The sequence below is a fragment of the Pseudomonas sp. H1_D05 genome, from assembly GCF_054682705.1.
In genome coordinates this window covers 19727-33271 of sequence record NZ_CP162825.1, presented here as the reverse complement: position 1 = coordinate 33271, position 13545 = coordinate 19727, and the positions used below count along the sequence as shown (strand labels likewise).

Genomic DNA, 13545 nt, shown 5'->3' with positions numbered 1-13545 from the left:
ACGCGGGGTGAATGATTGTCGCGGTGGTTGATGCGGTGGACTTATGCTCGGTCCACTCTCAACCGACTACAACAATGAGGTATGCCATGCGTGAAGTGGTGATCGTCGACAGCGTGCGGACTGGCCTGGCCAAGTCCTTTCGCGGCAAGTTCAACCAGACCCGTCCCGATGACATGGCGGCCCATTGCGTCAACGCGCTGCTTGAGCGCAACGACATCGATCCGGCCAGCGTCGAGGACTGCATTGTCGGCGCCGGCTCCAACGAAGGCGCGCAGGGCTACAACATCGGTCGTAACGTCGCGGTGCTGTCGCGTTTGGGCACCGGCACCGCCGGCATGACCCTCAACCGTTTCTGTTCGTCGGGCTTGCAGGCGATTGCGATTGCTGCCAACCAGATCGCTTCGGGTTGCAGCGACATCATCGTGGCCGGCGGCGTCGAGTCGATCAGCCTGACGATGAAAAGCGTCAACACCGATCACCTGATCAACCCGCTGCTCAAGCAGCAAACGCCGGGCATCTACTACACGATGGGCCAGACCGCCGAAGTGGTCGCGCGGCGTTATGGCGTCAGCCGTGAAGCGCAGGATCGCTATTCATTGCAGAGCCAGATCCGCACCGCTCAGGCGCAGGCTGCGGGACTGTTCAACGATGAAATCGTGCCGATGGCGGTGAAGTATCGCGTCGAGGACAAAAACACCGGTGCAGTGCAGATTCTCGACGGTGTGGTTGATCGCGACGACTGCAATCGCCCGGACACCACCTATGAAAGTCTCGCCGGATTGAAACCGGTGTTCGCCGAGGATGGTTCGGTGACGGCGGGCAACTCCTCGCAGCTGTCCGACGGTGCGTCGATGACGCTGGTGATGAGCCTGGAGAAAGCCTTGCAGTTGGGCCTCAAGCCGAAAGCATTTTTCCGCGGCTTCACCGTGGCCGGTTGCGAGCCGGACGAAATGGGTATCGGCCCGGTGTTCTCGGTGCCGAAGCTGCTCAAGGCCAAAGGCTTGCAGGTGGCGGATATCGATCTGTGGGAACTGAACGAGGCGTTTGCTTCGCAGTGCCTGTACAGCCGGGACCGGCTGGAGATCGATAATCAGAAATACAACGTCAATGGCGGCTCGATTTCCATTGGTCACCCGTTTGGCATGACCGGGTCGCGGCAGGTCGGGCATCTGGTGCGGGAGTTGCAGCGGCGTAATCTGCGTTACGGCATCGTCACCATGTGCGTGGGCGGCGGGATGGGCGCGACGGGGCTGTTTGAGGCGGTGCGTTAATCCTCAATTCACTAGTTGTCTGTTCAGCCCTCTTCGCGAGCAAGCTCGCTCCCACAGTAGATCTTCAGTGAACACTGATTTTGTGTACACCAGAGATCCAATGTGGGAGCGAGCTTGCTCGCGAAGGGATCTACCGGGTTTACCGGTTGGAATCCTGTAGCTGCATCCGCGCGATATACGCCTTTATTTCCTGCTCAGCCTTCTCGGGACTGTCGAACGGCCCCTCAAGGGTATTTTCCCGAGTGCTGAAAAACAGTTCGCCATTGACCCGGCACAAGCGATCACTGCGAAAGTGCGTGGCGGGGGCGCTGTCCTGCGCGCGCATTGCTAACATGATCGGTCTCCTTGGCTGGTGCGCTGAAAGGGATCCATTGAGCTTATGCCTGAAGCATTTGGCGCGCCTGTACAGCCGATCAACGGCGCGACGTCAATTTAATGCTGCGACCTGAACAGTTTCATTCGCGTCCTGGCCTTAACTGTCCCTGTGTGTCGGTTCATGGCGCGCCTAGAATGAGCGCACTTGTCAGCAGGCTTTGGGGTTTCCATGCACATTTCATCGGGTCGCTGGGTGTACGGCTTGTTCCTGGCGCTGCTGACCGCGTTTCTGTGGGGCATCCTGCCGATCAAACTCAAACAGGTGCTGCTGGTGATGGACCCGGTCACGGTGACCTGGTTTCGTCTGCTGGTGTCCGGTGGCTGTCTGTTCATCTATCTGGCGGCGGTGAAACGTCTGCCCAGTCGCAAAGTGCTGGGTCCCAGGGGTGGTTGGCTGGTGCTGATGGCGGTGCTCGGGCTGGTCGGCAACTATGTGTTGTACCTGATGGGGCTCAATCTGCTCAGCCCCGGCACCGCGCAACTGGTGGTGCAGATGGGCCCGATCATGTTGTTGATCGCCAGTCTGTTTGTGTTCAAGGAGCGTTTCAGTATTGGTCAGGGAATCGGGTTGGCGGTGCTGTTGATCGGTTTCGTGCTGTTTTTCAATCAACGACTGGCAGAGCTGCTGACCTCGTTGTCGGATTACACCGCCGGGGTGTTGCTGGTGCTGTTGGCGTCGACGGTGTGGACCTTCTATGCGCTGGGTCAGAAGCAATTGCTGACGGTATGGAATTCGTTGCAAGTGATGATGGTGATCTACCTGTTCTGCGCACTGTTGCTGACGCCGTGGGTGCATCCGCTCGAAGCGCTGAACCTCAGCCCGTTGCAGGGCTGGCTGCTGCTGGCGTGCTGTATGAACACGTTGATTGCCTATGGCGCGTTCGCTGAAGCGCTGGCGCATTGGGAAGCGTCGCGGGTCAGTGCGACGTTGGCGATCACGCCGTTGGTGACGTTTGGCGCGGTGGCGATCGCTGCGCGAATTTGGCCGGACTATGTGCATGCCGAGCAGATCAACGGGTTGGGTTATGGCGGCGCGGTGCTGGTGGTGCTGGGGTCGGCGCTGGTGGCGTTGGGGCCTTCGTTGATTGCCGGGTTGAAGGCGCGGCGGTTGAAGATGGCAGCCAGTTAAACCGCGTCGCCCCCATTCGCGAGCAAGCTCGCTCCCACATTCGACTGCATTCTCATGTTGGAAATGCGCCCAAATGTGGGAGCGAGCTTGCTCGCGAAGACGGACTTTCAGGCTCTACAAAACTTAACCCTTGGCGCCTGCCTCGATCATATTCTCCGGCCGCACCCACGCATCAAACTCTTCATCCGTCAGATAGCCCAACGCCAACGCCGCCTCACGCAAGGTCAGCCCTTCGCTGTAAGCCTTCTTGGCGATCTCCGCTGATTTGTCATAACCAATGTGCGGATTCAGTGCCGTCACCAGCATCAGCCCGCGCTCCAGGTGTCGGGCCATGACTTCGGCGTCCGGCTCCAGCCCGGCAATGCAGTGCTGCTGGAAGTTGCTGCAACCATCGGCAAGCAGGCGGATCGATTGCAGCAGGTTGTGGATGATCACCGGTTTGAACACGTTCAACTGCAAGTGACCCTGACTCGCGGCAATGCCGATGGTCACGTCGTTGCCTAGCACCTGACAGGCGAGCATCGACAGCGCTTCGCACTGGGTCGGGTTGACCTTGCCCGGCATGATCGAGCTGCCCGGCTCATTTGCCGGCAGCCGCACTTCGGCAAAACCTGCGCGGGGACCGGAGCCGAGCAGGCGCAGGTCATTGGCGATTTTCATCAGCGCCACGGCGAGGGTTTTCAGCGCGCCGGACAGGCTGGTCAGCGGTTCGTGGCCGGCGAGGGCGGCGAACTTGTTCGGCGCGGTGACGAAGGGCAGGCCGGACAGCGCCGCCAGTTCTGCAGCAATCGCCTCACCAAAACCATGCGGCGAATTCAGCCCGGTGCCGACCGCGGTGCCGCCCTGGGCCAGTTCACACACCGCTGGCAGCGCGGCGCGGATTGCGCGTTCGGCGTAATCCAGTTGCGCGATGAACCCGGACAACTCCTGACCGAAGGTGATCGGCGTCGCATCCATCATGTGCGTGCGCCCGGTTTTCACCAGTTTCATGTGCCGCGCCGCCAGTTCGGCGAGACCACCGGACAGCTCGGCGATCGCCGGCAGCAGTTGTTCCTGCACGGCCTGGGCGGTGGCAATGCTCATGGCGGTGGGGAAGCAGTCGTTGGAACTTTGCGAGCGGTTGACGTGATCGTTCGGGTGCACCGGCGTCTTGCCGCCGCGCGGGTTGCCGGCCAGTTCGTTGGCGCGCCCGGCGATGACTTCGTTGACGTTCATGTTGCTCTGCGTGCCGCTGCCGGTCTGCCAGACCACCAGCGGAAACTGGTCGTCGTGCTGGCCGTCGAGCACTTCGTCGGCAGCCTGTTCGATCAGGCGGGCGATGTCGGCGGGCAAATCGCCGTTACGGTCGTTGACCCGTGCAGCGGCTTTCTTGATCAGGGCCAGAGCGTGCAGTACCGGCAGCGGCATGCGTTCCTGACCAATGGCGAAGTTGATCAGCGAGCGTTGCGTCTGAGCACCCCAATAGGCGTCGTCCGGGACTTCGATCTGGCCCAGGCTGTCGGTTTCGATACGGCTCATCGTGCACACTCCTGTTGGTCTGTTTGCGCAGTTTAGGCCGGCATCGGCCGTGGTGGTTCCCTCGAACCGATTGTTGACCGGTAAAACCCGGCCAATCAAGCACGGCAAGGCTCGGGGGTTGAGCCACGAGGTTTTTTAGGCGCAGAATGGTCGCCCTTGGGGTTTTACCTCGCCTAGCTGAAAAGGAAACTCGATGACTCGTCTTCGTGCCATCTGCACCGCGGTTGCACTGGTTTGCGCCAGCGGCCAGGTGCTTGCCGATACCGCCAGCCACAACGCCAGTGCTGAAGCTTTCCTGACCCTGGCGCACGCTGACAAGCTGGGCACTCCGGTGTACATGCAAGTGCAGCAAATGTTCGCTCAGCGTTTTGAACAGACCAAAGCCCCGGAAGCCAAGAAAGCCGTACTGGAAACCTACCAGGCCAAGGCCAACGCCGCCCTGGACCAGGCCATCGGCTGGAACAAGCTCAAGCCTGACATGGTCAAGCTTTACACCAGCAACTTCAGCGAATCCGAGCTGAAAGACCTGGTCGCGTTCTACCAGTCGCCACTGGGCAAGAAAGTCCTGGAAAAAATGCCGCAGCTGACCCAGCAATCGGCCCAGATGACCCAGGCCAAACTGGAAAGCGCCGTGCCTGTCGTCAACAAGCTGCTCGACGACATGACCAAAGAGCTGGACCCGAAAGGCGCTGCTGCGCCGGCCAAGAAGAAGTAAGCGGAGTTCGTGATGACCATGCAACAACGCATCGAATCGACGCTGGCCCTGCTTCAGCCTGAGCACCTGCAAGTGCTGGACGAAAGCCACATGCACAGTCGCGGGTTGCAGACGCACTACAAGGCCGTGGTGGTCAGCGCGCAGTTCGACGGCCTGAACCGGGTCAAGCGCCACCAGAAAGTCTACGGCACGCTCGGTGAGCTGATGGGCGAGTTCCATGCGTTGGCGCTGCACACCTACACCCCGCAGGAATGGGCAGAGATCGGCGCCGCTCCGGCATCGCCAACCTGTGCTGGCGGCAGTAAGCATTAAGCTTCGGTTTTTTGCTAGAATCCGCAACGCGCCGCTTACCCGGCGCGTTTTTTTTTGAATCCGGTTCACCCTTTGCGAGGGTAGCCACCTGGAGAAATACCCATGACACAACCGATTGTCGTGGCGGCACTGTATAAGTTCGTCACCCTCGAAGATTACGTCAACCTGCGCGAGCCGCTGCTGCAAGCGATGGTCGACAACCAGATCAAAGGCACCCTGCTGATCGCCGAAGAAGGCATCAATGGCACGGTGTCCGGCACTCGCGAAGGCATCGACGGTCTGCTCGCCTGGCTGAAGAACGACCCACGCATGATCGACATCGATCACAAAGAGTCGTACTGCGACGAGCAGCCGTTCTATCGCACCAAGGTCAAACTGAAGAAAGAGATCGTCACCCTCGGTGTCGAAGGCGTCGACCCGAACAAAAAGGTCGGCACCTACGTTGATCCGCAAGACTGGAACGCGTTGATCAGTGACCCGGAAGTGCTGTTGATCGACACCCGTAACGATTACGAAGTATCGATCGGCACTTTCGAAGGCGCCATCGATCCGAAAACCACCAGTTTTCGCGAATTCCCCGACTACATCAAAGAACACTTCGACCCGGCCGTGCACAAGAAGGTCGCAATGTTCTGCACCGGTGGCATTCGCTGCGAGAAAGCTTCGAGCTACATGCTCGGCGAGGGTTTCGAAGAGGTTTACCACCTCAAGGGTGGCATCCTGAAGTACCTCGAAGAGGTGCCGCAGGAAGAAACCAAGTGGCAGGGCGACTGCTTCGTGTTCGACAACCGCGTGACCGTGCGTCACGACCTCAGCGAAGGCGACTACGATCAATGTCATGCCTGTCGCACACCGGTCAGTGTTGAAGATCGCACCAGCGAGCATTACGTTGCCGGCATCAGTTGCCCGCATTGCTGGGACACGTTGAGCGAGAAAACCCGCCGCAGCGCCATCGACCGGCAGAAGCAGATCGAACTGGCCAAGGCGCGCAACATGCCGCACCCGATCGGCTACAACTACAAGCAAGCATCCACCGAGGCTTAATCATGTCTGCGCGCCTGCTCTATGTGATGGATCCGATGTGTTCGTGGTGCTGGGGTTTTGCTCCGGTGGCCAAGGCATTGGTTGAGCAGGCGCAAGCAGCCGGGGTGGAGTTGCATCTGGTGGTCGGTGGTTTGCGCACCGGCAGCGGCTCGGCGCTGGAGCCGACCACGCGTCGCTACATTCTTGAACACTGGCAAGCGGTCACCGAGGCCACCGGTCAACCGTTCAAGTTTGAAGGTGCGTTACCTGACGGTTTTGTCTACGACACCGAGCCTGCCTGCCGCGCGATCGTCACGGCGCGCAGTCTGGCGCCGGATTGCGCGTGGACATTGGTCGGACTGATCCAGCAGGCGTTTTACGCTGAAGGCCGCGATGTCACCCAGGCCAGTGTATTGGTCGAGTTGGCGGAGAAGGCCGGTGTGCCGCGCATCGAGTTCGCGGCGTTGTTCGATCATGCCGATCAGCACAAAGCCACTCAGGCCGATTTCAGTTGGGTGCAGGATCTGGGCATCGCCGGTTTCCCGACCCTGCTCGCCGAACGCAATGGCCAACTGGCGCTGCTGACCAATGGCTATCAACCGCTCAGCGAACTGTCGCCATTGCTCGGCCGCTGGCTGGAGCGCGCCGCCTGTGCCTGACCTGGCCAATGACACGCCAGCCGTAAAGCGTGTCGACCGGCTGAGCTGGGCAGAAGTCCGGCGACTGGCACTCACTCACAAAAAATCCCTATGGATTGCCAACGGCGTGGCTGTGCTGGCGACGCTGTGCAGCGTGCCGATCCCATTGCTGCTGCCATTGCTGGTGGATGAAGTCCTGCTCGGCCATGGCGATGCCGCGCTGAAAGTCATGAACCATGTGCTGCCGACGATGTGGCAGCAAGCGGCCGGCTATATCGGCCTGATGTTGCTGGTGACCCTTACCCTGCGTTGCAGTTCGCTGTGCTTTGGTGTGTTGCAGTCGCGGCTGTTTGCACGGCTGGCCAAGGACATCGTCTATCGTATTCGCGTGCGTCTGATCGAACGCCTCAAGCGGATTTCCCTCGGCGAATACGAAAGCCTCGGTAGCGGCACAGTAACGACGCACCTGGTCACCGATCTGGATACCCTCGACAAATTCGTCGGCGAAACCCTCAGTCGCTTTCTGGTGGCGATGCTGACGCTGGTCGGCACCGCGAGCATCCTGATGTGGATGCACTGGAAACTGGCGCTGCTGATTCTGCTGTTCAACCCGCTGGTGATCTACGCCACGGTGCAGTTGGGCAAACGCGTCAAACACCTGAAGAAACTCGAGAACGACAGCACCTCGCGCTTCACCCAGGCGTTGAGCGAAACCCTTGATGCGATTCAGGAGATCCGTGCCGGCAACCGTCAGGGTTTCTTCCTCGGGCGGCTCGGTCTGCGGGCGCAGGAAGTGCGTAACTACGCGGTCAACTCGCAGTGGAAAACCGACGCGTCCAACCGTGCCAGCGGTTTGTTGTTCCAGTTCGGCATCGACATTTTCCGCGCGGCGGCGATGCTCACGGTGTTGTTCTCCGACCTGTCGATCGGCCAGATGCTCGCGGTGTTCAGCTACCTGTGGTTCATGATCGGTCCGGTTGAACAACTGCTCAATCTGCAATATGCCTATTACGCGGCGGGCGGGGCGCTGGCGCGGATCAACGAACTGCTGGCGCGCGCCGATGAGCCGCAATATCCCGGCGGTGTCGATCCGTTCAAGGGCCGGGACACCGTAGGTATTCAGGTACAGGGCCTGAGCTTCGGCTACGACGATGAACTGGTGCTGGATCAGCTGAATCTGTCGATTGCTCCCGGTGAAAAAGTCGCGATTGTCGGCGCCAGTGGCGGCGGCAAAAGTACCCTCGTGCAATTGCTGCTCGGGCTCTATACGCCACTGTCCGGCACCATCCGCTTCGGCGGTTCGACCCAGCAGGAAATCGGTCTGGACACGGTTCGCGAAAACGTCGCGGTGGTGTTGCAGCACCCGGCGCTGTTCAACGACACCGTGCGCGCCAACCTGACCATGGGCCGCACCCGCAGTGACGAGGCGTGCTGGCAGGCGCTGGAAATCGCTCAGCTCGAAGCGACCATCCGCGCCTTGCCCAATGGTCTGGACAGTATCGTCGGCCGCTCCGGCGTGCGCCTGTCCGGCGGGCAGCGGCAACGTCTGGCCATCGCGCGGATGATCCTCGCCGAACCGAAAGTCGTGATCCTCGACGAAGCCACCTCGGCCCTCGACGCCGCCACCGAGTACAACCTGCATCAGGCCATGGCGCGCTTCCTCAATGGCCGCACCACGCTGATCATTGCCCACCGACTGTCGGCGGTGAAACAGGCTGATCGCGTGCTGGTGTTCGATGGCGGTCAGGTCGCTGAAGATGGCGATCATCAGCAGTTGATTGCCGACGGTGGCCTGTATGCCAAGCTCTATGGTCATCTGCAGCAGATCCAGCGCCCTTGAGTTTCGTGCCGGTTTCTGTGCTTAGTGCTTGAATTGCATTAAGTAAAATCACTCGGAACGCCCGTACAGTCCCGCCATTTGCACAATCGACCTAGAGGACGGCAGAGCTGTCCCTTTGACTTGGCGAAAATTAGCCTAGGCTGAGCTGTCAGGAGCGGGATTTTCCGGTGTTCATCTGGCAGTGCTTGCGCAAGGGATCTCATGAAGCAAAAGCGGACTCTCGGAACGCCACGGTTGTTGGGCATCGTCTGGCCATTTATTGCCGTCGTGTTGTTTCAAGCGTTATTGGGCGGCGTGAGTCTTTACGTGCTCTCGGCGGTTCGCGGTTACGTCGCTGGTGAAAGCCTCTGGTCCAAGGGCCAGAAAGACGCGATTTACTATCTCAATCTCTACGCCGACAGCCGTGACGAGGCGATTTTCCTCAAGTACCGCACTGCGATCGCTGTGCCGCAAGGCGGGCATCAGTTGCGCCTGGCGCTGGATCATCAACCGCCGGATCTGGCCGCGGCGCGCGAAGGCATTCTCAAGGGTGGCAACCACCCGGACGATGTTTCCAGCCTGATCTGGCTGTACCTCAACTTCCGCCATTTCAGTTATCTGGAAACCGCAATTGACCGCTGGACGGTCGGTGACGCCTATCTGGTCGAGCTGGATGACGTGGCGCAGGAGATGCACCGCAGCATTTCGCAAAACACCGCCAGCAGCGCCGATATCCAGGGTTGGAAGGCACGCATTTTTGCCATCAACGATGGCGTGACCCCGGCCGCGAAAGCCTTCAGTGATGCCTTGGGCGAAGGCTCGCGGATGATCCTGCGGCTGCTGCTGTTGACCAATCTCGCCACGGCGCTGGGGCTGATCGTGTTGGCCCTGTGGCGCACGCACAAGTTGCTCAAACAGCGCCATGCCTTTGCCGAGGCGCTGCAACTGGAGAAGGATCGGGCGCACGTTACCTTGCATTCGATCGGTGATGGCGTCATTACCACCGACGTCAGCGGCGCTATCGATTACATGAACCCGGCCGCTGAAGCCATGACCCACTGGAAAGCCGAACAGGCGGCGGGTTTGCCGCTGGCGGCATTGTTCAATCTGCTCGACGACAACGCCCAGTCCGAAGGGCTGACCCTGATCGAGCACATTCTCAGCGGCAAGCTCAGTGGCGGCAGCGAACACTCGAAGCTGATCCAGCGCCTTGATGGCACGACATTGTCGGTGACCCTGGTCGGCGCGCCGATCCGTAATGCCGGAAAGGTCAGTGGCACGGTGCTGGTGTTGCACGACATGACCCAGGAACGGCAATACATCGCCAATCTGTCGTGGCAGGCCACCCATGACGCGCTGACCGGGCTGGCTAACCGTCGCGAGTTCGAATATCGCCTGGAGCAGGCGCTGCACAATCTCACCCGCCATACCGGGCGGCATGCGCTGATGTTCCTCGATCTTGATCAATTCAAACTGGTCAACGACACCTGCGGCCATGCCGCCGGCGATGAGTTGTTGCGGCACATATGTACGCTGCTGCAGTCCGGACTGCGCGAGGGCGATACGCTGGCGCGACTGGGTGGTGATGAGTTCGGCATTTTGCTGGAGAACTGCGCGCCGGACGCGGCGGAAAAGATTGCCGAGGCGCTGCGTCAGACTGTGCAGAATCTGCACTTTGTCTGGAAGGGGCGGCCGTTCCTGACCACCGTGAGCATTGGCCTGGTGCATATCGCACAAATCCCGACGACCCTCGAAGCCTCATTGCGTGCCGCAGATATGGCCTGTTACATGGCCAAGGAAAAGGGCCGCAACCGCGTGCAGGTTTATCACGCTGACGATTCCGAACTGTCCCTGCGCTTTGGTGAGATGGCTTGGGTGCAACGCTTGCACATGGCCCTGGAAGAAAACCGTTTTTGTCTGTACGCCCAGGAAATCGCTCCGCTCAAGTCGGGTGACAACAACGGTGGGCATATCGAGATTCTGCTGCGTCTGCACGATGAAGCCGGGCGGATGATTCTGCCGGACAGTTTCATTCCCGCCGCCGAGCGCTATGGTTTGATGAGTCAACTGGATCGTTGGGTAGTTCAGAATGTATTTAAGGTTATTGCTCAATGTATTGCCCAAGAACATCAACAACCTTTAGCAATGTGTGCGATTAATCTGTCAGGCATTACTATAGGAGATGACGCGTTTTTGCACTTTCTGCGGGAACAGTTTGTTAACTATGCAATACCGCCTGAAATGATTTGTTTTGAAATTACAGAAACCAGTGCAATTTCAAATCTGGGCAGTGCAATAAGATTTATTAATGAACTCAAAGGCTTAGGTTGCTATTTTTCGTTAGATGATTTTTGCGCCGGAATGTCTTCATTCGCTTATCTGAAACATTTGCCTGTAGACTTCCTGAAGATCGACGGGAGTTTCGTAAAGGATATGCTGGACGACCCGATTAACCGCGCAATGGTCGAAGTGATCAATCACATCGGGCATGTCATGGGTAAAAAGACAATTGCCGAGTTTGTTGAAACAACCCAGATCGAGCAGGCCCTGCTTGAAATTGGTGTGGATTACGCTCAGGGTTATGTTATAGAACGCCCACAGTTGTTTACCTGCGACAGTTTGCAAAGTCGGCCCGCCAGACCGCAACCGCTGTTATTCAAAGCGCCTGGCACGTTCCGTTGAAGTCTCTCGCCGATCCTTACAATCACAAATCAAAAGGAGCCGAACAGTGATCGACACATTCAACCGAACCGGACCACTCATGGAAGCTGCAAGTTATCCTGCCTGGGCACAACAGCTCATTGCGGATTGCAGCGAGAGCAAGCGCCGGGTTGTCGAGCATGAACTTTACCTGCGCATGCGTGATAACAAGCTCAGCGCCAGAACCATGCGTCAGTACCTGATCGGGGGCTGGCCGGTGGTTGAGCAGTTTGCGCTGTACATGGCGCAGAATCTCACCAAAACCAGGTTTGCCCGGCATCCGGGCGAAGACATGGCGCGGCGCTGGCTGATGCGCAATATCCGCGTTGAACTCAATCATGCGGATTATTGGGTGCACTGGAGTCGTGCACATGGCGTCAGTCTGGAAGACCTTCAGGCCCAACATGTGCCGCCCGAACTGCATGCCTTGAGTCATTGGTGCTGGCACACCAGCTCAGCCGATTCGTTGATTGTGGCCATCGCGGCCACCAACTATGCCATCGAAGGCGCGACCGGGGAGTGGTCGGCGCTGGTCTGCTCCTCCGGCGTGTATGCCGCAGCGTTTCCCGAAGAGGATCGCAAGCGCGCGATGAAGTGGTTGAAGATGCATGCCCAGTACGACGATGCCCATCCGTGGGAGGCGCTGGAAATCATCTGCACCCTGGCCGGGATGAACCCGAGCAAGGCCTTGCAGGCCGAGTTGCGTCAGGCCGTCTGCAAGAGCTATGACTACATGTATCTGTTTCTGGAGCGTTGCATGCAACTGGAGACGTCGGAACGCTTGCTGGTCAACCGAGAGCGCAGGGCGGTAGTCGAGAGCTGATTCAAGCCTCACGCAATACCAATGTGGGAGCGAGCCTGCTCGCGAAGGGGTCATGTCAGTCAGCACTGCGTTGACTGATTCACCGCTTTCGCGAGCAAGCTCGCTCCCACACTGTTTTGTGTTGCCTGAAAGGCTTAGCCCGCCATCGCCAGGCGGTTGCGACCTTCACGCTTGGCCACATACAACGCACTGTCAGCGCGGCGCAGCAAGCTGTCAGCCGATTCGCCCGGCAACAACGTCGAACATCCCAGGCTCACCGTCAATTCAATCAACTGCCCATCGGCATAGTATTCGGCCGCCTGCGTCGCATAGCGCAGTCGTTCGCCGACCATCGCTGCCGCTTCCCGGCTGGTATTGGACAGCAGCACCAGAAACTCCTCACCACCGTAACGGAACACCATGTCGACGTTGCGCAGTTGCGCCTTGATTGTCGCGGCGATGGCTTTAAGCACGTCATCGCCGGCGCTGTGGCCATGGCTGTCGTTGACCCGTTTGAAGTGGTCGATATCGAGCATCAGCAGCGACAACGGTTGTTGATGTCGGCGAGACATATCGATCTCCCGCTGCAGGGTTTGCTCCATGGCGATGCGGTTACCGGCGCCGGTCAGCGGATCGCGCAGGGCACTCTGAGTCGCCTCGCGATAAAGCAGCGCGTTGCGCATCGGGTACAGCAAGGATGACAGTAACGACTCCAGCTGACCTTGTTCCTTGTCGTTGAAGCGCTGATTGCGACGGAACACCAGTTCGCCCATATGCTCGCCTTCGTGGCTCAGGGTATAGCTGATCGAGTGGTGGCCGCGGGCACCGAACTCCAGACGCAGGTCACTGCCCTGATGCACGTAGCTAAGCGCGTCCAGGGGCACGAGACGCTGAACTTCGCGGAAAAACAGACCGAGGATGCGTTGCGGCTCGAGGCTGGTTTGCAGTTGCAGGCTCATTTGCTGGCGCAATTGCGCAAGACTGGCCGGTCGCTCCAGAAGGGGAGGCAGCTGACCAAAGCCCAGGCGTTGCAATTTGGCACTGTCAAAGTCAATTGCATTGGTCTGGGAGGGTGATTTCATATGGCGTGAGCCCCTAAAGCAGTAAGTCTGTCTTACAGGCTGGGTGAGAGCGGCTATGGGCTGCGCGTCATACTGATCCATCAGTCCCGTAGGACATTTGGCGTAAGTTTAGTCTGCCTGAAGACGATTAGTCAGCTATCGAAATCGGCCTTGCCCCATTG

12 protein-coding genes are annotated in these 13545 nt (G+C 59.0%); 9 read left to right on the top strand and 3 right to left on the bottom strand.

All coding sequences use genetic code 11. The annotated features are described in order from the left end of the window. Positions 1-86 precede the first annotated feature (86 nt). On the top strand, positions 87-1271 hold the full coding sequence (locus AB4O11_RS00145; RefSeq protein WP_427120430.1) for a thiolase family protein: 1185 nt from the start codon (positions 87-89) through the stop codon (positions 1269-1271). A gap of 139 nt (positions 1272-1410) precedes the next feature. Here AB4O11_RS00145 and AB4O11_RS00140 read toward each other — a convergent pair whose 3' ends face one another. After that, on the bottom strand, positions 1411-1605 hold the full coding sequence (locus AB4O11_RS00140; RefSeq protein ID WP_093435328.1) for a DUF6316 family protein: 195 nt from the start codon (positions 1603-1605) through the stop codon (positions 1411-1413). Between the two features lie 210 nt (positions 1606-1815). Here AB4O11_RS00140 and AB4O11_RS00135 point away from each other — a divergent pair, with 210 nt between their 5' ends. Beyond that, complete coding sequence (locus AB4O11_RS00135) at positions 1816-2775, top strand: DMT family transporter (protein ID WP_460129742.1); 960 nt, start codon at positions 1816-1818, stop codon at positions 2773-2775. 123 nt (positions 2776-2898) lie between these two features. Here the strand turns inward: AB4O11_RS00135 and AB4O11_RS00130 are convergent, their stop codons facing one another. After that, positions 2899-4293: a class II fumarate hydratase gene (locus AB4O11_RS00130; RefSeq protein ID WP_007908383.1), complete on the bottom strand. Its 1395-nt coding sequence runs from the start codon at positions 4291-4293 to the stop codon at positions 2899-2901. Between the two features lie 193 nt (positions 4294-4486). On the opposite strand from AB4O11_RS00130, the gene AB4O11_RS00125 reads away from it, so the two are divergent. From AB4O11_RS00125 to AB4O11_RS00095, 7 genes are all read left to right on the top strand, one after another. Continuing rightward, complete coding sequence (locus tag AB4O11_RS00125; RefSeq protein ID WP_034155305.1) at positions 4487-5008, top strand: DUF2059 domain-containing protein; 522 nt, start codon at positions 4487-4489, stop codon at positions 5006-5008. 12 nt (positions 5009-5020) lie between these two features. Further along, on the top strand, positions 5021-5320 hold the full coding sequence (locus tag AB4O11_RS00120; RefSeq protein ID WP_064391455.1) for a BolA family protein: 300 nt from the start codon (positions 5021-5023) through the stop codon (positions 5318-5320). Between the two features lie 102 nt (positions 5321-5422). Next, on the top strand, positions 5423-6364 hold the full coding sequence (gene trhO, locus AB4O11_RS00115; RefSeq protein WP_099756885.1) for an oxygen-dependent tRNA uridine(34) hydroxylase TrhO: 942 nt from the start codon (positions 5423-5425) through the stop codon (positions 6362-6364). A gap of 35 nt (positions 6365-6399) precedes the next feature. Further along, positions 6400-7002, top strand: coding sequence for a DsbA family protein (locus AB4O11_RS00110; protein ID WP_175559631.1), 603 nt, complete (start codon positions 6400-6402; stop codon positions 7000-7002). Further along, positions 6995-8821 carry an ABC transporter ATP-binding protein gene (locus tag AB4O11_RS00105; protein ID WP_460129740.1) on the top strand — a complete coding sequence of 609 codons (1827 nt, stop codon included), beginning with the start codon at positions 6995-6997 and terminating at the stop codon, positions 8819-8821. Before AB4O11_RS00110 ends, AB4O11_RS00105 begins: the two co-directional genes overlap by 8 nt. Before the next feature lie 201 nt (positions 8822-9022). Beyond that, positions 9023-11482 carry an EAL domain-containing protein gene (locus tag AB4O11_RS00100; RefSeq protein WP_460129738.1) on the top strand — a complete coding sequence of 820 codons (2460 nt, stop codon included), beginning with the start codon at positions 9023-9025 and terminating at the stop codon, positions 11480-11482. A 79-nt stretch (positions 11483-11561) separates the two neighbouring features. Beyond that, positions 11562-12323: a TenA family transcriptional regulator gene (locus tag AB4O11_RS00095; protein WP_460091853.1), complete on the top strand. Its 762-nt coding sequence runs from the start codon at positions 11562-11564 to the stop codon at positions 12321-12323. A gap of 134 nt (positions 12324-12457) precedes the next feature. Here AB4O11_RS00095 and AB4O11_RS00090 read toward each other — a convergent pair whose 3' ends face one another. Then, positions 12458-13384: a GGDEF domain-containing protein gene (locus tag AB4O11_RS00090; protein ID WP_460091852.1), complete on the bottom strand. Its 927-nt coding sequence runs from the start codon at positions 13382-13384 to the stop codon at positions 12458-12460. Positions 13385-13545: the final 161 nt, after the last annotated feature.